General features: G+C 72.2%; 17 protein-coding genes. 10 read left to right on the forward strand and 7 right to left on the reverse strand.

Annotation, left to right across the window (positions count from 1 at the left end; genetic code table 11):
* Positions 1-29 precede the first annotated feature (29 nt).
* The 5 genes from ACSURM_RS36510 to ACSURM_RS36530 all read left to right on the forward strand — a co-directional run bounded on the left by ACSURM_RS36510 (position 30) and on the right by ACSURM_RS36530 (position 7,309).
* On the forward strand, positions 30-785 hold the full coding sequence (locus ACSURM_RS36510; RefSeq protein ID WP_436960345.1) for an aminoglycoside adenylyltransferase family protein: 756 nt from the start codon (positions 30-32) through the stop codon (positions 783-785).
* A gap of 391 nt (positions 786-1,176) precedes the next feature.
* Positions 1,177-1,590, forward strand: coding sequence for a lytic transglycosylase domain-containing protein (locus ACSURM_RS36515; RefSeq protein WP_436960347.1), 414 nt, complete (start codon positions 1,177-1,179; stop codon positions 1,588-1,590).
* A 300-nt stretch (positions 1,591-1,890) separates the two neighbouring features.
* Entirely contained in the window at positions 1,891-2,961 is a 1,071-nt protein-coding gene (locus ACSURM_RS36520; protein WP_436960349.1) for a glycoside hydrolase family 43 protein, read from the forward strand.
* 1,369 nt (positions 2,962-4,330) lie between these two features.
* A complete protein-coding gene (locus ACSURM_RS36525) occupies positions 4,331-6,946 on the forward strand; it encodes a SpoIIE family protein phosphatase (RefSeq protein WP_436960351.1) in 2,616 nt (871 codons plus the stop codon).
* Between the two features lie 18 nt (positions 6,947-6,964).
* Positions 6,965-7,309: a hypothetical protein gene (locus ACSURM_RS36530; RefSeq protein ID WP_436960352.1), complete on the forward strand. Its 345-nt coding sequence runs from the start codon at positions 6,965-6,967 to the stop codon at positions 7,307-7,309.
* Positions 7,310-7,532: 223 nt separating this feature from the next.
* On the opposite strand, the gene secD is transcribed toward ACSURM_RS36530, so the two are convergent.
* The 4 genes from secD to ACSURM_RS36550 all read right to left on the reverse strand — a co-directional run bounded on the left by secD (position 7,533) and on the right by ACSURM_RS36550 (position 12,091).
* Positions 7,533-9,773, reverse strand: a complete 2,241-nt coding sequence (gene secD, locus ACSURM_RS36535) for a protein translocase subunit SecD (protein ID WP_436960354.1) — start codon at positions 9,771-9,773, stop codon at positions 7,533-7,535.
* A 56-nt stretch (positions 9,774-9,829) separates the two neighbouring features.
* On the reverse strand, positions 9,830-10,345 hold the full coding sequence (locus ACSURM_RS36540) for a hypothetical protein (protein ID WP_436960355.1): 516 nt from the start codon (positions 10,343-10,345) through the stop codon (positions 9,830-9,832).
* A 70-nt stretch (positions 10,346-10,415) separates the two neighbouring features.
* Positions 10,416-11,120, reverse strand: coding sequence for a response regulator (locus ACSURM_RS36545; RefSeq protein WP_436961257.1), 705 nt, complete (start codon positions 11,118-11,120; stop codon positions 10,416-10,418).
* A 17-nt stretch (positions 11,121-11,137) separates the two neighbouring features.
* Positions 11,138-12,091 carry a sensor histidine kinase gene (locus ACSURM_RS36550; RefSeq protein WP_436960357.1) on the reverse strand — a complete coding sequence of 318 codons (954 nt, stop codon included), beginning with the start codon at positions 12,089-12,091 and terminating at the stop codon, positions 11,138-11,140.
* A 407-nt stretch (positions 12,092-12,498) separates the two neighbouring features.
* Here ACSURM_RS36550 and ACSURM_RS36555 point away from each other — a divergent pair, with 407 nt between their 5' ends.
* The 4 genes from ACSURM_RS36555 to ACSURM_RS36570 all read left to right on the forward strand — a co-directional run bounded on the left by ACSURM_RS36555 (position 12,499) and on the right by ACSURM_RS36570 (position 17,205).
* On the forward strand, positions 12,499-12,810 hold the full coding sequence (locus tag ACSURM_RS36555) for a TraR/DksA C4-type zinc finger protein (protein WP_436960359.1): 312 nt from the start codon (positions 12,499-12,501) through the stop codon (positions 12,808-12,810).
* A gap of 50 nt (positions 12,811-12,860) precedes the next feature.
* A complete protein-coding gene (locus ACSURM_RS36560) occupies positions 12,861-13,232 on the forward strand; it encodes a TraR/DksA family transcriptional regulator (protein WP_436960361.1) in 372 nt (123 codons plus the stop codon).
* Positions 13,229-14,029 carry a rod shape-determining protein gene (locus ACSURM_RS36565; RefSeq protein ID WP_436961258.1) on the forward strand — a complete coding sequence of 267 codons (801 nt, stop codon included), beginning with the start codon at positions 13,229-13,231 and terminating at the stop codon, positions 14,027-14,029. Before ACSURM_RS36560 ends, ACSURM_RS36565 begins: the two co-directional genes overlap by 4 nt.
* 236 nt (positions 14,030-14,265) lie before the next feature.
* On the forward strand, positions 14,266-17,205 hold the full coding sequence (locus tag ACSURM_RS36570) for a hypothetical protein (protein ID WP_436960363.1): 2,940 nt from the start codon (positions 14,266-14,268) through the stop codon (positions 17,203-17,205).
* A gap of 39 nt (positions 17,206-17,244) precedes the next feature.
* Here the strand turns inward: ACSURM_RS36570 and ACSURM_RS36575 are convergent, their stop codons facing one another.
* Positions 17,245-17,751, reverse strand: coding sequence for a GNAT family N-acetyltransferase (locus ACSURM_RS36575; RefSeq protein WP_436960364.1), 507 nt, complete (start codon positions 17,749-17,751; stop codon positions 17,245-17,247).
* Between the two features lie 210 nt (positions 17,752-17,961).
* On the opposite strand from ACSURM_RS36575, the gene ACSURM_RS36580 reads away from it, so the two are divergent.
* A complete protein-coding gene (locus ACSURM_RS36580; RefSeq protein WP_436960365.1) occupies positions 17,962-18,855 on the forward strand; it encodes an SDR family NAD(P)-dependent oxidoreductase in 894 nt (297 codons plus the stop codon).
* Positions 18,856-18,858: 3 nt separating this feature from the next.
* Here ACSURM_RS36580 and ACSURM_RS36585 read toward each other — a convergent pair whose 3' ends face one another.
* Positions 18,859-19,764 (reverse strand): AurF N-oxygenase family protein, encoded by a 906-nt coding sequence (locus tag ACSURM_RS36585; RefSeq protein WP_436960367.1) that lies wholly within the window; start codon positions 19,762-19,764, stop codon positions 18,859-18,861.
* Positions 19,764-21,890, reverse strand: a complete 2,127-nt coding sequence (locus tag ACSURM_RS36590) for an MMPL family transporter (protein WP_436960368.1) — start codon at positions 21,888-21,890, stop codon at positions 19,764-19,766. The genes ACSURM_RS36585 and ACSURM_RS36590 overlap by 1 nt, the downstream gene beginning before the upstream one ends.
* Between the last annotated feature and the right edge of the window lie 272 nt (positions 21,891-22,162).

The raw sequence follows: 22,162 nt of genomic DNA on the forward strand, positions 1-22,162 counted from the left end.
TCCGCCGGATGACAGGAGACGCTGGTGCGATGAATCAGGTTCGGGAAATCGTAGGACTGGTCGACGGAGTGCTGGGCCGAGACGTCATCGGCACCTACCTCCACGGCTCCTCCGTACTCGGTGGACTCAGGCCGGCCAGCGACGTGGACGTCCTAGTCGTCTCCCGGCGGCGAATGGACGAGCGGGATCGCCGGACACTCCTCGACGGACTGCTCCGAATCTCCGGTTCCCGGAACCGGGCCCGTCCGGTCGAGCTCACCGTGGTCGTGCAGTCCGAGATCCGGCCGTGGCGGTACCCGCCGACCGGCGATTTCCTCTACGGCGAGTGGCTGCGCGCGGAATACGAGGCCGGGCAGGTCCCCCGGCCGGAGCCGATGCCCGACCTGGCCCTGCTGATCACCATGGCGCTGACCGGCGACCAACCCCTCTCCGGCCCACGCCCGGCGCGGGTCCTCGACCCGGTTCCGCGGGCCGACCTGATCCGGGCGAGTGTGGTGGGTATCCCCAGCCTGCTCGACGACCTGGACGGTGACACCCGCAACGTCCTGCTGACCTTCGCCCGCATCTGGACCACGCTCGCCACCGGCCGGATCAAGCCGAAGGACGCCGCCGCCGACTGGGCCCTCGCCCACCTCCCGCCCGAGCACCGCGCCGCCCTCGCACGCGCCAGGCAGCTCTACCTCACCTGCTCCTACGCCGAGGAGAGCTGGAGCGACGCATTGCGGGCACAGGTGCGTCCGCATGTGGACCACGTACTCGCCGAGATCGACCGGCTGCGCCCCTGAATCCCGACGACGGAACGCCGCCACCTGAGCTCCCGGACGGTGACCTGGCGCGGCGATCCGGGCGCGGGGTGTGAGCGGGCCGGTGAAGGACCCCACATGACGCACGTCACCTACGACCCCGAGCCGTAGCACCTTTTGCCCGATTCACTCCACCTTGCGCCCCGCCTGACCTGCGGATTGAGACGCACGCCACATACTTCGCATCCCTCATGAATCCGGCCACCACTAGTAAAGGGGGTCATTGCGGGCCCCTGCCGGGCCTGCTTATCTGGATGACGTCGCCAGGCGCCACGAGCCCCGCAGCGGGCCGCGGCGCCGACGCATGCCGGACACACCAAGTGGTCCACCGCATGCGGACGACGCTCCTGTCCCCGAACGCAAGAGGTACTTCGTGACCGTCTCCGTCATCCGCCGCATCGCTTCCCCGAAGAAGGTCCTCACCACCGCCGCCGTGGCCGCCGCCACCGCCGGCATGGCACTCACCGCCGCTCCGGCTCACGCCGCCCCGGCCCAGGCCTCCTCCGCCCAGGCGATCGCGCACAAGATGATCCCGGACGCCGCGCAGTTCAACGCCTTCAGCAAGATCGTCTCCCACGAGAGCGGCTGGAACCCCCACGCCACCAACAGCTCCTCCGGCGCCTACGGCCTCGTCCAGGCCCTCCCGGCCTCCAAGATGGCCTCCGCCGGTGCCGACTGGAAGACCAACCCGGCCACCCAGATCAAGTGGGGCCTCGACTACATGAACTCCCGCTACGGCAGCCCCGTCAAGGCCTGGGACTTCTGGCAGGCCAACGGCTGGTACTGAGCTCGTGCCGCAGATGGCGCCCGGTTCTCCTGGGGGGCGCTGAGCCCTCCAGGGGCGGCGCCCCCCGGTCCCCGGCCGATGGCCGTCCGCGCGCAGATCGGAGATCTGTAGCCCCGGTCGCGTGGGGGCGGGGGACACACCGCTCAACCGGTCTCGGCGCCGACACTCTCGCCCGCCACTTGGCCGGGTGGGGACCTGGTGGGTCCGGTTGCTCGGCCTTATATTGACATGTTCCAGGCAAGTCTCGGATGCTGGCGTCACCCTTCCCAGCGATGCGGACATCGAGAACGGAACGCGGTCATGAAGCCGTCCCGCCGCTTTTACAACACCGCCGCTTTCCTGCTGGCCGGCCTGCTCGCGGCCGTGCTGTCTCTGACGTCCGCTCCGCCCGCGCGGGCGGAGCGGACGGGCCTGCGCGCCGCCGACCCCAGCGTGCTTCGCGTCGGGGACACCTACATGTCGGTCCAGTCGACCGGCGGCGGCATCGCCGTGCGGCTGGCCCCGTCGACAGCAGCGCTGGCCTCGGCACCGGCCCGCCAGGTCTGGTCGGACACCCGTGCCCTCGGTGAGGTATGGGCCCCCGAGGTCGTGAGGGACGGCGGCCGGTACTACATCTACTTCTCGGCGGGCCGCGGAGCCGCTCACCGTATGTATGTCATCAGCTCAGCGGCCCCCGACAGCGGGTACACCGCGGAGACCCGTCTGGCGCTGCCCGACGACAAGTGGGCCATAGACGGCACTCTGTTCACCTTCGGCGGACAGCGCTGGTTCGTCTGGTCCGGCTGGGCCGGAGACACCAACGTCGAGCAGAATCTTTACATCGCTCGGATGAGCAGCCCGACCACGCCGACCGGCGGTCGGTACATCATCTCCCAGCCCCGCGAGGGCTGGGAGCGCGTGGTCGGCAACCCGTACATCAACGAGGGCCCGGAGGCCATCAAGGACCCGAACGGGCAGTTGCACATCGTGTACTCGGCCAACGGGAGCTGGAGCGACCAGTACTGCCTCGCCGACCTGAGACTGCGGGCCGGCGGCGACCCGACGTACGTCTGGGACTGGTACAAGTCCAACGGCTGCCTCTTCGGCTCGCACCGGGAGACGATGATGCGTGGCTGGGACCCGACGCTGTATGCCGACGGCCCAGGGCACCACAGTTTCGTCCTGCTGGACGGCGACATCGGTACGAGCCCCCCGGCCGGCCCCAAGTTCCCCCTGATGTTCCACGCGGTGCCCAAGGGCACTCCGTACTCCTGGGAGAACCGGTACTGGTACACCGGCAGCTTCTGCTGGTGGGGCAACACCACCTACAGCCGAGCCAACGTCCCCGGCCCGAACACCGACACCGGCTGGGGCCTGAAGTTCTTCGAGTAACGGCGAGGGCGCCCTGGTGACGCCGCACCGACAGGCGGTCGGCCCGTGGCCGCGCATGCCGCCGCACCAGAGGCCCGTATGGAGCGCGTCGCCCGTGAAGTGGGAGCTGTGCGGCGCGTCGCACGGGATGTGACCACGAGATGGCCGGCCCCGGGATGTGGACGCCGGGACGTGTTGCGGGCCGACCGCTCCCGTCGGCGGCCGCACGCGCACGCCAGGCTCCGTGGCGCAGCCAGGCCGGTGGGTCCGTCGCGTGGCCGGACGTGCCGTGCTGCCGTTACGGGCCCGAGTCGCAGGCGTTCCCGTCTGAGGGCGGAGGTGTCGTCCGGCAGGCTGAACAGGGCCAGTACCCGCAGGGCCTGCCCGATCGGCTGCTTCGCCCGCCGTGCCGGTGAGACGGGTGCCGCGGTGAGGTCCCGGACGAGGGTGACGCGGTGCGGCGGCAGCGCCTTGCCGTCGACCACCGCCGCTTCCCAGGGCAGTCCCGCGACGAAGCGGGCCTCTCGAGGAACCTTCATCCGCACCACACAAGGGCCTTCGGTCGCCAGGATGCCGCCGATCCCCTAGGAGCGCGTACCGGGCGATCCACCGGCCCAGTTCGTCGAGAAGTTCGCTCTCGTGCTCCAGCCGCCGACGGGGATCCGCCCGCCAGCGCGAGTAAGTCTGCAGATCCCGGAAGGCATCGACCTGCCAAGTCGAGCCGTCGAGGCGGACGTCGGCCTCGTGGATCACGAGCCCGTCGGCCTCCAGCACCCAGCGCCGGCGCGCCTCGGTCGTCTTGCCCGTGGTGGGCAACGTCACCGCGCTGAAGCCGGTCACCCGCAGGCAGAAGTCCGCCGGTTCGGAATCCACGGTGCCGCCCCCTGTGCGCCGTAGCCTCTGCGAGAAGATCGTAAGGCGCGTTTCCGCAGGGTCCGAAAGGTTCCTCGTGCCTGAACGTGGAGTCGTCGGTTCCTTCCGAGGGACGTGACATGGGGGAGCTGGGCCGTCTCCAGTGGCGCCGGTCAGCGAGGAGACTCCGTTCGCCGGTCACCTCGGTGAGACGGTCCGGGCCGTGCGCGAAGAGATCGCCCCGGACAGCGGGCGACTCGCGCTGGGCATCATCTTCGACTCCGGCGGTGTCCGGTGCGCTACCTGGTCCGGAGATCTCCCCCTGACGAGCGGGTGATCAGCGTGCCGGCGACGGGGCCGGTCATGCCGGGCCCGGAGGCCAACTACCAGAATTCAGGCCGTGGAACCGAGGAGCGGCCGGTCGCGGGATCCAGCGTGCTTCATCACCCACAACCAGGAGTGAGAGATGTCCCCGCACCAGTGGACCACACTGCGCGGGCGAGTTATTTTTCCGCTTCTCAGAGGGATTGATAGCGCTATGGATAGCTCCAGTGCATCCGGGGTTCGCTTTCGGCGTTTTCCTCCAGAGACGCGCAGTGCGCCGCTGGCCCGGCGGTTCGTGCGGTCGGCGTTGCGTGGTGTCGCGCCGGAGGTGGTGGACACCGCCGAGCTGCTGACCAGTGAACTGGTGACCAACGCGGTGCTGCACGCGCGTACCGAGGTGGAGGTGCGGATCTGGTCGCACGAGGGGCGAGTGCGCGTCCGAGTGGGCGATGGCCGCCCGGACCGCCCGCTCGTGCCGCGGGAGCCCAGACCGTATGCCGGTGCCGGACGGGGCCTTGCCGTGGTCGAGGAGCTGGCTTCCAGCCATGGAGCCCACATCGCGGGGGGCCGCAAGACGGTCTGGTTCGAGCTGTGGCCCAAGGCCCCTGTGCCGCCGACCTCCGGGTGGGAGTCCGTACCCATGTGCGGCCGAACCGCCACCGTGACACTGATCGACGTGCCCCACATCCTCTTCCTCGCGGCGCGGCAGCACGGTGACGAGATACTGCGCGAACTGATCTTGACCACACGTGTCGAGGAGCGTGCCGGCGTGTCGAGCCCCGACCTGCTCGTCGCCGGCGATGTGGCCAACGTCATCAGCGCGTGCATGACATCCGCGCTGGAGGAGACGGTCACCGGCGGCCCCACGGTGACCCTGGACGTCGCCTTCCCGTTGGACGCCGCGCCCGCCGTGGACACGCTGCGGCACGTGTGCGAACAAGGCGACGCGGCGGCGCAGCTGGGGGTCCTGCTCACTCTCCCGGCTCCGCCGCATGTGCGGAGCCACTTCCAGTGGGTGCTCGACCAACTGGTCACTCAACTCTCCGGAGGCCCGCCCACCGCGTGGACGCTGCTGCCCGGCGTACCGGACGCGACCTCCGTCGAACTGATGCCGTGGGACGCCGGTGACGTGGAGGACAACAGTGTCCCGACTGTCGCGGCCGACGACGACGGCCGGATCATCGCGGCCAACGCCGCTCTGGCCGACCTGCTGGGATGGCAGACCGACGAGCTGATCGGCCGACCGTTGACCGTGCTGATTCCCGAGCACCTGCGCGAGCGCCATCGGGCTGGGTTCACCGCGCTCCGGCTGACCGGCCGGTCCCGCATCATGGGCCGGTCCATCCCGCTGCCGGCGCTGCACCGCGACGGCAGCCTGGTCCATGTGCGTCTGCACGTCCAGAGTCAGGAGGCGGTGGACGGCCGCACGGTACGGATCGGCCAGTTCATGCCCAGAGCGACGGCTCCCGGAGAGGACCGGCCGGTATCACGTCCTGATCCCGGGCCCTTGGTACGGCCGCACACCGGCGTGACAGCGGCACCGCGGGCCGGCGATGACGAGGCGACACGGTCCTGGGAGCGGTTGGGGCTGCTGGCCGACACCATCAGCGCGCTGTCGAGCACACTCGACTTGCGCGAGGGACTGCGCCGAGTGTGCCAGGTCCTCACCCAGCGGATGGCCGCCTGGTGCGTGGTCGACCTGCTCGACGAGCACGGGGACGCCGAACGGGTCTGCGTCGTCCACCGCGAGCCCCGGGCACTGAGCGCCGGGGTGGACCTCGGCCGGCTGCCCCCGGTGTCCGAGAACGCGCGAGGACCGCTGGCCCGGGTCCTGAACGGCGCGGGCCCGCTGCTGATCACCGACATTCCCTCACCGGACCAGGCGGAAAGCGCCCTGGACGCTCGGCAGCTCAGGCTGTTCGAGCGACTGGGCGCCGACAGCACGATCATGGCCCCGCTGCGGGCCCGGCGCGAGGTGCTGGGCGCCCTGATCGTCGTACGCACCGGCCACGACGCCCCCTTCACCGAACAGGACGCGCTCCTCGTCGCCGACATCGTGAAAGGCATCTCGCTGAGCGTCGACAACGCCCGTCTGCACCAGCACACCCGTACCGCGGCCGAGCGCCTTCAGCGCTCCCTGCTGCCCCGCCTCCCGCACATCCCGTCCATGGAGATCACCGCCCGCTACGCCCCGTCCAGTACCACCGCCCAGGTCGGCGGCGACTGGTTCGACGCCTTCACCTTGCCCGACGGAGACACGGCCTTGGTCATCGGAGACGTGTCCGGGCACGATCTGAACGCCGCCGTGACGATGAGCCAACTGCGCAACATGCTCCGCGGCATCGCCGTCGACTGCCAGGACCGGCCCTCGGAGGTACTGCGCCGCCTCGATGTCGCGACCCTCACCCTGTATCCGCACTCCACCGCGACCTGCGCCTACGCCGTCGTCAAAGGCCCCCGCAACGGCCCATGGGAGCTGCACCACTCATCCGCCGGACACCTCCCCCCGCTGTTGACCTCTCCCAACGGCGACACCCGTTACCTGGATTCCGCCTCCGGCCTCCTCATCGGCGTGGACAGCACCCTTCCCCGACCCACTGCCCACGACCCGCTGCCGGCCCACTCGACCCTGCTGATGTTCACCGACGGCCTGATCGAACGCCCAGGAGTATCCCTCAGCGACACCATGGGCCGCCTGCGCGGGCACACCGCCGCCCTCGCCCAGGCACCCCTCGACGTCTTCTGCGACGAACTGATCCTCAGCCTCGGGGCCGGCAGCACCGACGACATCGCCCTCCTCGCCCTACGTCCCACCCCGCCAGGCACATGACAGGTACCGGTGGGACCCATGGCGGCCCAGCAGTTCGATCAGAGGCCAGCGGAACCGGCCCGGATGCTTGGCGGTGACGATGAAACGCCGCAGCACGGTCTCGGTCACATCGGCTGCCCGACGTCTTCCAGCACCCGCGCGCTCGCCGGTACCCAGCACGCGCAGATCCTCAAGCCGCCCGTGGCGAAGCGGGAGTTCGGCGTAGGCGATCAGTTCCAGGACCTGCTGCGCCCACCTCGCCGCGAGCAAGACCTCGGCTCTCTCTCACCCAGCGCGCCGGATCTCACCCGGGTTCGCGAGCCGCAGCCTTGGCGCGGAACCATCCCCACCGCTCCGACGCGGCCCGGACCAGCGGCATGGTGATCAGGTGAGGACTGATTCCGCCGCCGAGCGTCCGCGACTACATGAACTCCCGCTACGGCAGCCCCGTGAAGGTCTGGGACTTCTGGCAGGCCAACGGCTGGTACTGAGCCCAGCCGACAGCACCCCACAACGCGCCCGCACCCCCGCCCACCCGGCGGGGGTGCGCACGTATATACGGAGGGGAAGGCCGGTGGCATGCGGTTCGCGTTCGGACCGGTGTCGGTCACCGCTCCGGCGGGCGGCGGCGATGCAGGGCGACGGCTGTGGGTGCCGCGGTGAAGACGGAGGAGTACGTGCCGACGGCGAGCCCGATGAGCAGGGCCAGCGCGAAGTCGGTGAGCGAGGATCCGCCGAGCACGGCGAGAGCGGTCAGGATGAAGGCGGCGCCCATGCCCGTGTTCACGGTGCGGGGCAAGGTTTGCAGGATGGCGTCGTTCGCCAGGTCGCCCAGCGGGGCCTTGGGCGTGCGCCGGGCCAGTTCCCGGATGCGGTCGAAGAGGACCACCGAGTCGTTGACCGAGTAGCCGATGACCGTGAGCAGGGCGGCCAGGAACACTCCGTCGACGGGCTTGCCGAGCCACGCGAAGACTCCGACGAGGATCACCACGTCGTGGGCGAGGGCCGCGACCGCGGCGGTGCCGAACAGCCAGCGGAAGCGCCACGCGAGGTAGCAGAGCTGCGCCGCGAGGGCCACGGCGAGCGCGATCACGGCGTCTCGGCGCAGCTCCTCGCCGAGGCTGGGCCCGATCAGTTCGTCGCGCAACTTGTCCACCCCGCCCGCGAGGCCCCGCACGGTTCCGGTGACCGTGCCCTCTTCCGCGTTGGTCAGTGCCCCGGTGCGCACCGTCAGTCCGCTCTCGCCCGAGGACTGCACGACCGCGCGGGGGAATCCGGCGTCGGCGAGGGCGGCACGGGCCCGGCCGGGGTCGACGGGGACACTGGTGGCGTACTCGATGAGGCGGCCGCCCGTGAATTCCACGCCCAGGTCGATCCCCCGGACCACGATGCCGGAGCAGGCCAGCACGAGCCCGGCGACCGCCGTGACCAGCCAGCGGCCCGGGTGGCGCATCAGCCGGGGGCTGCGGCGAGCGAGCCGTTCGCGGACGCGCCCCGCGGTCGCGAGGCCGGTGACCCGCGGGTGACGGCGGACCGTGGTGCGGCTCGCCGCGAACTCGGCGAGCACACGGGTGATCACGAGGGCGCTGAACATGGAGGCGAGCACGCCGATGCCGAGGGTGACGCCGAAGCCCCGCACGGGCCCGGACGCGAGGAAGAACAGCAAGCCGGCCGCGATCAGTGTGGTGATGTTCGAGTCGGCGATCGCGCCGAGAGCGTTGCGGAAACCGGCCGCCAGCGCCGAGCGGGTACTGGGGCGGCGCCCGGCGGTGTACTCCTCGCGGGCCCTTTCGAAGACCAGCACATTGGCGTCCACCGCCATGCCGATCGCCAGGACGAAACCGGCCAGCCCCGGCAGGGTCAGCGTGGCCCCGAGAGCGGCCAGTGCCGCGTACGAGACCAGGCCGTAGCAGACCAGGGCCACCGTGGCGAGCACGCCCATCAACCGGTACACGAAGATGACGAACAGGGCGGTCAGGGCCGTACCGAGAACCGCGGCCCAGGCACTTGCCGCGATGGCCCGCGCGCCCAGGGTCGGGCCCACGGTGCGCTGTTCCACCGTCTCGACGGGCACGGGAAGCGCGCCCCCGTTGATGAGCAGGGCCAGCTCGCGGGCCTCCTCCGGGGTGAAGGAACCCGTGATCCGCGTGGCCCCGTCGCGGATGCCCGATGTGCAGGAGACGGACGGATCGACCTGCGGGGAGGAGATGACCTTGTCGTCGAGGACGATGGCCACCCGCCGGGCCGGATCGCCCACCGGGCGGCAGGCGGCCTCACCGGTGAGCCTGGCCCAGCCGTCCCGGCCGGCGCCCGCGAAGTCGACGGTGACGTGCCATCCCGCGCCGCCCTGCGGGTCGAACCGGGCGGCGGCCTTCTTGACGTGACCACCGGTCAGCGCCGGGGAGGCCAGGCGCAGCGGTGTCCCCGACTCGTCCGGAAGGATCCGTTGCCCGGACCGCTCCGGCAGCGGATGCGGGGTCTTCCCGTCTTGCCGGACGGTGTCGAGCACCGGGTGGAAGGTGAGCTGCGCGGTGCGGCCCAGTACCTCGGCGGCCTTCCGCGGGTCCCGCACACCGGGCAGTTCGACGATGATGCGGTTCGCGCCGGAACGGACGAGGGCCGGTTCGGCGACGCCCAGCGCGTCGACGCGACCGCGCAGCACCTCCAGGGTGCGGTCGGTCGTCTCGCGGTCGGCGCGGGCGGTGGGGGTGGAGCGGGTTTCGAGCACGATCTGAGTGCCACCGCGCAGGTCGAGCCCGAGTCGGAGCGGCACGGTGACGGTGATGTACACGGACAGGGCGATCACGGTGAGGGCGAGCAGCGCCCTCACCCGGACGGAGCGGGTCACAGGAAGCCTCCGGCAGGCGCACCACGGCCGCGGAAAAGGGAACGGCCCGGTGGTGTTCAGGGGAAAGGGAAGGGGTGCGGTTCACCGGAGGGCGCCGGAGGCGACCGCCCGCGGTCAGGAGGTGGGGGAGGAGCGGTGGCGGCGACGCGCCCGGCCGTCGACGGCAGCCGCGCCGGGCCGGGCGGGACGAGCACCGCGGTACCGAGGCAGGCGGCGAGGTCGCCGCGGGGGGCGGCGTGCTCGGTGTGCGCGGCGCGGACGGCCGCGTGGACGGTACAGGCGGTGTCGCACCTGTCGTCGACGCGCGGTACGGCCTCCCCGCGACCGTCGGCCGCCTCCCCGCGACCGTCGGCCGCCACCACGCGGGCGGCGGCCGGTCCGCCCGGCGCGGCATCGTGGCCGAAGGCACCGAACGCGTACGGCAACACCGCAAGCAGTGCCCAGAGCAGGGCGGCGACGGCCGCGGTGGCGGAAGTGCGGGCCGTGCGAGGGGGGACGGTGCCGGTGCCGGAGGCCCGGTCCACGCCGTCGGTGGTGTGGGCGCCGGGGCCGGAACGAGCCGAGTGGAGCATGCGCCGTCCCCTTCTATGCTGGTCACTCGCTGTGGGACGGCACGATCCCGGCCCCGGCTTCGACGGGAGGTCAGGGCTCGATCAGGCCGACGCGGATGGCGTAGCGGGTGAGTTCGAGGCGGTCGCGCAGCCCCAGCTTCTGCAGGAGGTTGGCGCGGTGCCGTTGGACGGTCTTCACGCTGATGAACAGCAGGTCGGCGATCCCCTTCGAGGAGTGCCCCTCGGCGACCAGTTTGAGGACCTCCTCCTCACGAGGGGTGAGGATCTGGTCGGCGGTCTCCTCGCCGTGGCGGACCCGGGCGAGGTAGTTGCGGATCAGCGCGGTGACCGCGCCCGGGTAGAGGAACGGCTCGTTGCGCATCGCGGCCCGGCAGGCGGCGACCAGATCCTGGTCGGCGACGGACTTCAGGACGTATCCGCAGGCCCCGGCCTTGAGGGCTTGGAAGAAGTACTGCTCGTTGTCGTGCATGGTGAGCATCAGGATGCGCAGCCCGGGCACGGCCGCGGCGAGTTCACGGGCGGCCTGCAGTCCGGTCAGCCGGGGCATGGCGATGTCGAGCACGGCGAGGTCGACCTCGTGGGTGCGGGCCAGTTCCACGGCCTCGGCGCCGTCACCGGCTTCGGCGACCACTTCGAGGTCCGGCTCCTGGTCGAGGATGAGCCGCACACCGCGGCGGACCAGGGCGTGGTCGTCGGCGAGCAGGATGCGGATCGCCTTCGTCCCGGTGCCGGTGCCGCCGCTGGTGCTGGTGCCGCCGCCGGTACGGTCGCTCATGGGGGTGTCGGACATGGTCAGGGCTGCTTCCTGGAGACGGGCGCGGTGAGCGTTACCTGGGTGCCGGCAGGGGAGGCCGGGGCGATCTCCAGGCTTCCTCCGATGAGCAGGGCCCGTTCGCGCATGCCACGGATGCCCGCGCCTTCCCGCGGCGTCGTGATGCCGCAGCCGTCGTCGGTGACGGCCAGTACCACGTCGTCCTCGGTGTGCCGCAGGGCGACGGTGACCCGTTCCGCGTCCGCGTGCCGGGCGGCGTTGGTCAGCGACTCCTGCGCGACGCGGTAGAGGACCAGCTCCGTCTGCGGGTCCAGTTCGGGCAGCTCGGCGTCGAAACGCCGGCCGACCCGCATCCCGGTGTGCGTGGCGATGCCCTCCGCGAGCGAGGTCAGCGCGCTCACCAGCCCCAGATCGTCCAGCACGCCGGGCCGCAGCCGACGCACCAAGCGCCGTACTTCGTGCAGGCTCTCCCGGGTGATCTCCTGAGCCTCCCTCAACTCCTCGCGCAGCGGCTCGGGAGCGTTGTCCGCGGCCCGCTTCAGCCCCAGCAGGATCGCGGTCATGCTCTGGCCGACCTCGTCGTGCAGTTCCTGCGCGATGCGGCGGCGCTCGGCCTCCTGGGCCATCAGGACCCGGGCACTGCTGATGGCCCGCTCCTGTTCCAGCCGCTCCAGCATGGCGTTGAACGTGCGGATCACCTCGGCGACCTCGCCGCCGCCCTGCGTGGCCAGACGCTGGCCCGGGCGCAACAGGTCCACGGTGGCCATCAGTCTCGTCAGGCGGTCCAGCGGGGCGAGGCCGAGCCGCAGCAGCACGGCGTTGGCCACCAGCATGACCACCAGTCCGCCCACCAGGATGATCGCCTCGGTGAGGAGCACCGGCACCGATACGGTCACCGGTGCCCACAGCAACAGTGCCGTGGCCGTACCCAGTACCACGGCGTTCAGAGCGAAAATCCGCCAGAACAACGACACAGGCTCGCGCCTCCCCTTCACCATGCCGGCGGTTCACTCCCGCTGTCGGGCGACGCGGCATCCTCACCGGCGTCCATGGTGCCGGAACGCTCGAACGAGCCCGCGGCCAGCCTGCCCCTGCCGACGCGCGCCGTCCATGGGGCGCGCACCCCATTCGCGCTGGTCGCGACCACCCATGGAGGCACGCATGGATCTTCCGCCCCCAGGCAAATGGGGCCCGCGCCCGATAGGCGTGGCCGGCCGGCCCGGCCAGGCTGGAAGAGGTCACCCCACCAGCGGGTGGTCCGGAGGCGCCTCCGGACCACCCGCGCCCTGTCACAGACCGGCGCGCCGGTGTCCCACCGCCCCGCCATCGCGTGGCCCGTACGAGCTCGGGACAGCCGTACGCCGCCAGAAAGGAAACAGCCATGTCGCTCGACGCCACCCGGGCCGGTCTCCACCCGCACGACGTGCGGCAGCGCCTGGAGCACGCGCGCTCCTCCCGGCTCGCACAGGTCCAGGCGCTCGACGAGAGCGGACGGGGCACGGACGATCCCCTGCTGTCCGAACAGAAGGCCGCCATCAAGCAGACCCTCGAAGAGATCGCGGAGGCCTTCGCCCGGCTCGAGGACGGCACCTACGGAACCTGTCTGGTGTGCGCCACACCGATTCCCGCGGAACGGCTGGAGATCCTTCCCCACACCCGTTACTGCGTCGCCTGCCGGCTTCGCGCCTCCTGACACCACCCGTACGCGTCTTTCATCGCGGCACCATGACGAGGGATGACCAGGTGAACCGCCAGACCCACGACGGCAGTACGACCGCCCTGTCCGCCGAGGACCTGGCCGCGCTGCGCGAGAACCTGAACGAGCAGCGCCTGTTCCGCCGGGAGCAGTTGCGCCGGCTGGCGTCACCGCCGGCTCCCCGGGCCGGGGGAGTGGCGGCACGGCAGACGGCCGCACGGGCCGAAGTGGGCGCGAAGCTCGCCGCGTCCGCGCGTATGGTGCTCACCGACGTGGAGGCGGCCCTGAAGCGCATGGACGAGGGTTCCTACGGCATCTGCCGCCTGTGCCGGCGCACCATCGATCTCGAACGCCTGAAGATCGTGCCGCAGGCCCGCTACTGCGCCCGCTGCCAGCAGGCCAAGGAGTTCGCCTCCTGACCGGCGCGCGGCGCCCGTACGCCGCCCCCGGGCGGCACCGGCCCTGGCCGCTGTGCCGGCACTGCTGCGGCATCGCCCTGGACATGGGCAGCGCCCGCACCCGCGTCCTGATCGCCGGCCGCGGGGTGATCGTGGACGCGCCCACCGTGACCTTCCCCGGCGTCGACGCGGTCCATCCCGTCCAGCGCGGCACGATCATCGACACCCCCGGCTGCGCTCGGATGCTGCGGCGCCTGCTCGCGGACCGCCTGCCCCGCCACGTACACCCGGTGGTCATCGTCACCGCACCCGTTCTCGACGGGCTCGCCTACCGCGCCCAGGCCCGTGCCGCGGTCGACGTGCTGCGACCGCGTGCCGTCCTCACCGTGCCCGGCGCGCGGGGCATCGCCCTCGCCTCCGGCGCGGACCTGACCCGCCCGCTGCTGGTGGTGGACGTCGGCGCCCACCTCACGGAAGTGGTGTTGCTGAGCGACGGCGCCGTCACCGACGCGCGCCGCACCGCCCTGGGCACCAGCGACCTGGACGACACGACCACGCCCGGGGACATCGCCGGAGCGGTCGCCCGGATGCTGACCGCGATGCTCCAGCAGGACCGCACCTCGCTGACCGCCGACGCCCTGCGCCGCGACATCCTCCTGGCCGGCGGCGGCGCCCTGCGCCCCGACATCAGGCACCGGCTCGGCACCCTGCTCCCCGCACGGCTGCACACGGTCCCCGCCCCGCACACCGCCGCGGTCCGCGGCGCGGCGACGCTCCTGCGAGCCGCGCACGCCCACCTGTCGATGACAGGCAACTGACCGACACCCCCGCCGCGCGGGACGCACGACAGGCGGGTCAGTGCCGAAGCCGAGCCGGCGTACGGTACGACGGCCTGCTCTGCCGCGAGGAACGCATCCGGCCCCATGGCCCGGCGGGCCCGCGCGGTGTGCTCGACGGGCACGAAGGCCCGGAACGCGTGTTCCTCCTCGCTCAGGTCTGGGTATCCCCATCGAACTCGATGTCCGATGAGGTCGATGCGACGGGGGCGGAGCACATGGGCAGACGGGTCTGGACAGGCAGCGCCGGGGTGGAGGCCGCCGACGCTGTCTTCGCGCTGATGAGACGGCTCATCGACGGCTTCCGGGCGAACCCGCCGGTGACCCCGCTGGTGGTGCTGCAGGCCACCGAGGAGGACGAGACCGGCGCCCTCGACCGGCGGGTCGCCCAGGTGGTGGAGTTCGTCCGCCAGAGCCAGCAGCCGCGGGGGCTGATCGCCAAGCGGCTCGACGGCGGGGGCGGCCCGAACCCGTACTCCTCGGCCGTCGACATGGTGCGCCAGCTGTGCGAGCACTCCTGGGACAACGCACGGCAGTCGCAGTACAAACCGTTCACCTTCCCGCGCTCGCGCCTGCTGCGAGCCATCGAGCAGGCCGCGCCCGAGGTCGGCGCCGAGGTGACGACGGTGTGGACGGCGGCCGAGCGCCGCGAGCGCCTGCTGCGCCGGCTGGCCGAGCTGCGCTGGCGTCCCGACGGCGGCTCCGGCGACCAGGAGGGCCGGCGCCGCGTTCCGGCACTCGCGGAGGCCGTCGGCGCCGTCGTCAACCCCTCCGGATTCGCGGGGGCCACGTTCATCGCCTGCCTCAGCGTGCTGCTGGGCGCGGGCGGTTGGCGTACGGCGTTATGGGGCGGCGCCCTGGCACTGACGGTGTTCTGCCTGCTGCACCTGCTCGCGCGGAGCGCGCCGCCGCTGCTGTGGCTGCGCCGGGCCACCCGCTGGTTCGCGACGACCACCTTCCTGGCCCCGCTCAGCGACCGGCCGGCCGCCGCCGACTGGTCGCGCTGGCGGCCCACGAAGTCCTGGGAGACCATCCGGGGCCGCGCCTTCGCCGTCGCCCAGCAGGTGGTCGCGGCACAGGCGGGCGACTCGACGGCACGCCAGTTCCACCTCGAACTGCGCGTGCTGGCGCTGCTGGAGGACCTGCGCGAGAACTTCCGGCCGCGGGCGCTGGACCTGCGCCGCCGCAAGCGCACCGTGCCGCCCGTGGTGTATCTGCCCAGGGTCACCGAGGAGGACGGCGGTCTGCTCCTGCTGCGCACCATCAGCGACGTGCGCAGCCGCCGCAGCGAGGTCGACCCCCTGCTCGTGCTGGCCGCGGTCCCGGCGGCCGAACGCCTGCGGCCGCAGGTTCCCGCCGCCCCGGTGCCGGCCACCGCACCCGGTCTCCCCGACGCCGACGACGAGGCATTCGGAGCGGACACCAGGTACCAGCGGTGGGTGACCAACCTCAGCGCCGGCCAGTCCCCGGGCCGGGCCGCCACCCTGCCGTGGATCCTGTACATCCCGATACCCGGCGACGCGCTGCGCCACCGGCACTCCGCACAGCACTCCACCGACCGCATCCGCCGGACGCCCGCCTGGCTCCTGTGGTCCCGGCCCTGCCTCGCCGTGGTCCTCGCCCTCGGCCTGGCCGCGGGCTTCCTCGGCAACCACTACCTCGCCGGACGCTACTGCGAGGGCCGGCTGCTCGGCTCCAACACCGACTCCGGCCTGTACGACGGTCAGTGCGTCGGCGTCGCCACCGGGAACGTACGGCTCGCGCAGGGCAACGCACTGAGTCTGTCCGGCGCCGGCAAGGGCGTCACCTTCGACGCGGTGGAGCGGGCCATCCGGGCCGAGAACGCGGCCATCGGACCGCGCGACGCCTATGTGACGATCGTCTACGCCGGTCCGGTCACCGCCGCCAGGCAGGCCGACACCCGCAAGGGGCTGGAGGAGATCACGGGGGTGTACCTCTTCCAGCACTACGCCAACGTCAGCACCGATCAGCCGACCAAGATCAAGGTCCTGCTCGCCAACGCCGACGAGAACATGCTGCACGTGGTCCCCATGGCCCGGCACATCGCGAACCTGGCACGCCGCGACCGCTCCGTCGTCGGCGTCGTGGGCGTGGGACGCGACACCACCGAGACCGAGCAGGCCGTCCGCATCCTCAAGGGAGCCGGCCTGCCCGTCGTGGGCACCACCAACTCCGGCAGCCACCTGGCGCGCAGGCTGTCCAACTGGTTCGGGCTGGCCGCCACCGACGAGGAGGAGGCGAACGCCCTGCTGGTCGTCGCCCGTCAGCTGGCCGCCCGGGAGAAGGGCGCCCAGGGCGCCGTGCTGTCCCGGTCGGTCGGCAGTGAGAAGGACTTCTACACCACCGAACAGGCCAGGGTGGGCAAGCGCATGCTGGCCGAGGCGGGCTTCGCCCCGGCGCCCTCGCGGACGTACCGGCTCAGCGCCGAGGGCGAACCCGAACTGACCACCCCCATCGGCGACATCTGCGGCAGCCGGCCCGTGCCGAAGGCCCTCTACTTCGCCGGCCGGGTCGAGGACGTCCCCAACCTGATGTCCCAACTCGGCTCCACCCCGGGCTGTTCGGGACGCGGCATCACCGTGTTCACCGGGGACGACCTCACCAAGAGCAACTACGAGGAGGGGGAGGTCCTCCGCATCCCCGACGAGGTCACCCTCTACCACTTCGCCCTCGCGCCCATGGACCTCGCGGCGAGGACCGGTTTCTACATCGACGCGCACCGCGTCCTCATGCGTCTGCTGCCGGCCGGAGCACGGCGGACGGCGCTCGCGGATCCCGCCCGGCCGTGGACCGACGCGCTGTTCTCCAGCGGGCAGACGGTGCTGTCCTACAGTGCCACGGCCGTCCTGTACCGGGCCGCGCGCAACGGCGACGTCCCGCAGACCGCCGCGGAGACCTGGGCTGACCTGCGCTGGCACCCCGTCCCGAACCTGCCGATCGGCACGGTCGGCTTCGCCGGCAGCCGGCCCTACGCCGACCAGCGCGGCCACGCTCACGCGATCGTGCGGGTGAGTTACGACGGCGGTGAGGTGCGCTCGGTGAACGTGTGCGGGCGGCCCGCGGGCAGCGAGGCGCCCCTCGTCGCACCCCCCGGCCCGAAGGGAGCCGATCCGCACACGATCTGCCGCCTGCGCTGACCCAGGACCGCGCCCCGCCCGCGGCGACCGCCCATGACGTCACAGATTCCTGCGCATGCACACGCGCGGCCACCGGTCCAGGCCGTGGGCCGCCTCGCGCTCACGGATCTCCCGCAGGCCGGGCGTGAGCATGCTGTCGGTCAGGACCCGGAAGCCGCAGCGCGTGTAGTAGGAGGCGTTCCACGGGACGTCGGCGAAGGTGGTGAGGGTCAGGGCGGGCGCCTGCCGGCTCCTGGCGTGGTCGGCCAGATGCTCCAGCAGGGCCCTGCCCACCCCGCGCCGGGCGCTGCCGGGGTGCACCGAGACCTGCTCGACATGGAAGTTGCCGTCGACGCGGTCGGCGATCAGGTAGCCGACCGGGATACCGGCCGCGTCGACTGCCATCCAGGCCCTCCCGTCGCGCTGGTACCGGGCGAGCGCGTCCAGCGGAAGCGGCTCGTCCTCGGCGATCTCCGGCATGCCTATCTCGTGGTACCGCTGACCGGCGGCCCTCTCGATGTCCTGGAGAACGGGCAGCTCGCTCACACGAGGGGATCGAATATCCATACGCTCATTGTCCGGAACGGGACGCGCCGCGTGGGCGGACCCCTGTCACGCAGCGCCTGCGACGCGGCCTCCGCCCCCCGAGCGGCCCCGGGTCCGAGGTGAACGGCTGAACCGGGCGGGTGGCTGTCGGACACGCCGGGCTCTTCGGCTTTGGAGGGCGGACGGGTGGCGCATCGTGTTCGCAGACCGTAGTCCTCCAGGAGGTGTGTGGTGCGTCGAAGTGTATTGGTTACGGGCGCGACCAGCGGCGTGGGCCGGGGGGCCGCGCTGAAGCTGGCGAAGGCGGGATTCGAGGTCTTCGCGACAGCGCGGGACGAGGAGAAGGCCGAGAAGCTCCGGGCGGAGGCAGCCGAACGGGACGTGACGTTGCGGACGGTGCTGCTGGACGTCGCCGACGCCGGCTCCTGCCGTGACGCGTGCGCACAGGTCGCGGAGGCGACCGGGGGCGGCCCCTGGGCGCTGGTGAACAACGCCGGCATCCCGCTGGCGGGCGCGGTGGAGGACATCGACGACGCGGCCGCGCGGCATCTGCTGGAGGTCAACGTGGTGGGCGCGGCGCGGATGGCGCGCTTGTTGCTGCCCGGCATGCGGAAGCGCGGCGACGGGCGCATCGTCAACGTCTCTTCCCTCGCAGGCCGCGTCACTGCGCCGGCGATGGGATGGTACTGCGCCGGCAAATCGGCGTTGGGAGCGTTGAACGACGCGCTGAGGATGGAGGCGGGGCCCGGCGGCGTCCAGGTGGTCGTCGTCGAGGCGGGCGCCTACGCGAGCGCGATCCAGAACCGCGCGGCTGACGCTCTGGCGGCACTGGCGGCCCGCGGGCAGACGGTCTTCGGTGATCTGTATAGGGCGGCGGAGGCGGGGCTCAGGGAGTCCGCCACCCGTCTGCCGGGCTCGGAGCCCGTGGCGTCGGCCGTGTGCCGGGCACTCTTCGCCGCCCGCCCGCGCCCCAGGTATGTCGTCGGCCGGCAGGCGAGACTGGGGCCGGTCGCCGACGCGTTGGCGCCGGTACGGGTCAAGGACCACGTCAAGCGGGCGGCGATGGGCGCCGAGGCTCATCCGCTGGTCGCGTACGCGGCCCGGCGCTGGTGCACTCCGTGGTGAGGGTCAGGCCATCAGGCCCGCGCGGCGCCACAGAGGGTGCTGAGCGGGCCTGATCAGGTCCACCTCGGTGAGGAAGGCGAGCAGTTTCTCGCCGGACCAGCGCATGGTCGCGCGGTGATGCGGGTTGCGGAGCGCCTGGCGCCGGGCTTCCTTGGCGGGCAGCCCCACGTCGCCGTAGCGGTCGGGGCGCAGGAGCGGCGGCACGGTGTAGAAGGCGACCAGGGCGGTCAGGACCCGGTGGCGGGCCAGGTGTCCGCGGGACGCGAGGCGGACCGCTTCGCGCAGCTCGGCGCGGGCGAAGCCGACGTGCCGGGCCTCTTCGCTGACGTGCAGCCGGCACACCGCCCGGACCAGGGGCTGGACGCGCTCGTCCTGGGCGACCTCGCGCTGGAGCCGGTCGAGCACCTCTTCGACGATCAGGGCGCCGGCGAAGGTCGTGATGTCCTGGAAGAGCGAGTCGGCCAGCGGAAAGGGGTACCGGACCCGGGCGGGGACACCGTGGTACGGGCGGTCGAGTCTGTTCAGCAGCCGCCCGAACATGGTGATGTGCCGGGTCTCGTCGGCCATCTCGGTCAGGGCGTAGAAGGCGCGGGCGTCCAGGCCGTTCCGGGACATCAGGTACCGGGAGAACATGCGGATGATGGCCAGTTCGAACCAGTGGCCCAGCTCTGCCATGTGTGCCGCCTCGTGGCGGGAGAGTTCGACGCGCCGGCGGTGGTCCATGCGTTCCCACAGCGGGGTGCCGTAGAGGGTGAGACGCTCGGGCGGCCAGAACCAGGTGTCGGCCGGCAGGGGTGTGTCCCAGTCGATCTCGGTGTCGGGGTCGTAGGAGCGGGCCGCGGTGGCGGTCAGGAGCCGCCGGGCGACGGCGTCGGGGGTCCGGGAAGACTGCAGGGCCTGGTGGGTCATCAGCGATCACTCCTGGGGTGCTCGGCGCCCGTCGGCCCTGCCGGAGCGAGGGCCGGGCTTCCGGTAAGGGGCGGTACGGGGGACTTGGGGCGGGGCCACGGACTCCACCACGCGGCGCGTCCGGCCAGGGCCAGTACGGCGGGGGCGAGCAGGCCGCGGACGACGGTGGCGTCGAGTACGACCGCGAGTGCGAGGCCGACGCCGATGATCTTCAGCAGGATCAGTTCCGAGGCGGCCAGGGCGGCCATGACGACGGCCAGCGTGAGGGCGGCCCAGGTGAACAGCCGCGCGGTGCGGTCCAGTCCGCGGACGATGGCGGCGGCGCCGTCGGGGGCGGTGCGCCGGTACTCCTCGCAGATACGGGCGAGCAGGAGGATCTCGTAGTCCATGGACAGCCCGAAGGCGATGCCGAAGACGAGGACGGGCGTGAGCGCGTCGGTGGTGCCGGTGACGGGGAAGCCGCCCAGCAGGCCGGCCAGGTGCCCTTCCTGGAAGACGAAGACCAGGGCGCCGAAACTGGCCGCCAGGCTCAGCGCGTTGAGCAGCAGTGCCGTGAGGGCCATGACCGGTCGCCGGGTCAGCGCCAGGGTGAGGGCGAACAGCGCGGCGCCCGCCAGGAACAGGCACAGCGGCAGGCGGGTGAACAGCGCTTGCCGCACGTCGTTCAGGACGGCGCCGGGGCCGCCGACGAGGACGGGGGCGGGAGCGGGGAGCGCGCGCAAGGTCCGGGCGAGATCGCGGTTGGCGGCGGAGTACGGCTCGCCGGAGGTGGCCACCGACAGCCAGACGCCGCGGGAGGAGGCGAAGGCCGCGGCGGTGGCGTCCGGTGGCCTCTCGCGTCCGCCCGCGGTGTACGTTCCCGTCGCCGTCTCCACCTTGTCCACGCCCGTCTGGCGGGCGACACGCCGGGCGTAGGCATCGAGCGCCGCGGCTTGCCGTCGCAGGTCGAAGTGCGGCAGTACCACGGTCGTCGGCGCGATGACGGCGTTGAGCTGGTAGCCCGCCCGCAGCAGCGCGCCTGCCTCGGCAACGGTGGAGGAGGCGGGCGCCACCCGGTCGTCGAACAGGCTGGTCTGCACGCGCGTGAAGGGGGCGGCGAGCAGCAGCAGCGCGGCGGTGAGGGTGACGGTCACCAGACCGGGGCGCCGCATGGCGGCGCGGGCCGTCCGTCCCCACCGTCCCAGTGCCTCCGCCCGGTGCTCGGCGACCGGGCGGGCGCGGTGCCGGCGGGAACGGATGCCGAACCGGTCGACGCGGTCTCCCAGCACCACGAGGAGGGCCGGCAGCACGACCAGGCTGCCGACGGCCGCGAAGGCGGTGACCGCCATACCGCCATAGGCGACCGAGCGCAGGATGGTGTGCGGGAAGACCAGCAGCGCGGCCAGGGAGAGGATGACGGTCCCCGCGGAGAACGCCACCGCCCGGCCCGCGGTGCGCAGTGTCGTGCGGAGGGCGGCCTCGGTGCCGGTGGCGGCCTTCTCCTCTCGGTAGCGGGCGAGCAGGAAGAGGCTGTAGTCGACGGCGAGGGCGAAACCGAGCGCGGAGGAAACGTTGGCGGCGCTCACCGCCACCTCCGTGACGGAGGTGAGCAGCCGCAGAACGGCCGTGGTGCCCAGCACCGCCAGCACACCCACGGCCACCGGCAGCAGGGCTGCCACCACCGACCCGAACACCACGACCAGCAGCAGCGCGGTCAGCGGCAGGGCCAGCAGCTCCGCGCGCACCTGGTCCTCGCGCGCGGTGCGCAGCGCCTCGGCGCGTGAGGCCGCCTCACCGGTGACCGCGATGTCCAGCGGGCCGTGGTGCCCGGCCAGCCGCGGCAACAGCCGCTCGGCCGTCCGGGTCGTCTCCTGCTCGCCCCCTCGGAGCCGTACGAGCACCAGGGCGCTGCGTCCGTCGGCCGCGCGGAGCGACGGTGCCCCGGTGCGCCAGTAGGAGACCACTTGTGAGACCGAGCGGTCGGCCGACAGGCGCTGTGCCAGCCGTTCCGCCTCGGCCGCCGCGCCAGGGTCCGCCAGGGTCCGGGCGCCCGTTACGCGGGCGACGAGTACGAGTTGGGGCGGGGTGGCGCCGAATCCGCGCTGCAATGCCTGGTCCGCACGGGCCGCCTCGGTCGTGGTCGGCACGATGCCTCCGGGAGACAGTCGCGCGTGCGCCGAGGCACCGAACCAGGCGCACACCGCCGCCAGTCCCGCGGCCACCGCCAGGACCACCCACGGCCTGGACCTGGAGCCAAGGGATCCACGCATCATCGCGACCGTCCTTCGCCAGGCAGGCATCGTCACCCTGTCGGGGCTCATGTGTAGCCAGGGACGGAAGGCGGCAACATGCTGCCACCCCGTCGGGCGAGCATCGCGCCGCCAAAGCGGCCATATAGCAACACTAATGACGCATCGAC

It is taken from the genome of Streptomyces sp. SudanB182_2057, assembly GCF_964272715.1.
Taxonomy (GTDB): domain Bacteria; phylum Actinomycetota; class Actinomycetes; order Streptomycetales; family Streptomycetaceae; genus Streptomyces; species Streptomyces rubradiris.

Bases quoted from the DNA above. Each gene is read 5' to 3' on its own strand.
- ACSURM_RS36510 (WP_436960345.1), top strand. From the start codon at position 30: ATGAATCAGGTTCGGGAAATCGTAGGACTGGTCGACGGAGTGCTGGGC.
- ACSURM_RS36520 (WP_436960349.1), top strand. From the start codon at position 1,891: ATGAAGCCGTCCCGCCGCTTTTACAACACCGCCGCTTTCCTGCTGGCC.
- ACSURM_RS36525 (WP_436960351.1), top strand. From the start codon at position 4,331: ATGGATAGCTCCAGTGCATCCGGGGTTCGCTTTCGGCGTTTTCCTCCA.
- ACSURM_RS36530 (WP_436960352.1), top strand. From the start codon at position 6,965: ATGGCGGCCCAGCAGTTCGATCAGAGGCCAGCGGAACCGGCCCGGATG.
- ACSURM_RS36540 (WP_436960355.1), bottom strand. From the start codon at position 10,345: ATGCTCCACTCGGCTCGTTCCGGCCCCGGCGCCCACACCACCGACGGC.
- ACSURM_RS36545 (WP_436961257.1), bottom strand. From the start codon at position 11,120: ATGAGCGACCGTACCGGCGGCGGCACCAGCACCAGCGGCGGCACCGGC.
- ACSURM_RS36555 (WP_436960359.1), top strand. From the start codon at position 12,499: ATGTCGCTCGACGCCACCCGGGCCGGTCTCCACCCGCACGACGTGCGG.
- ACSURM_RS36570 (WP_436960363.1), top strand. From the start codon at position 14,266: ATGGGCAGACGGGTCTGGACAGGCAGCGCCGGGGTGGAGGCCGCCGAC.
- ACSURM_RS36575 (WP_436960364.1), bottom strand. From the start codon at position 17,751: ATGGATATTCGATCCCCTCGTGTGAGCGAGCTGCCCGTTCTCCAGGAC.
- ACSURM_RS36585 (WP_436960367.1), bottom strand. From the start codon at position 19,764: ATGACCCACCAGGCCCTGCAGTCTTCCCGGACCCCCGACGCCGTCGCC.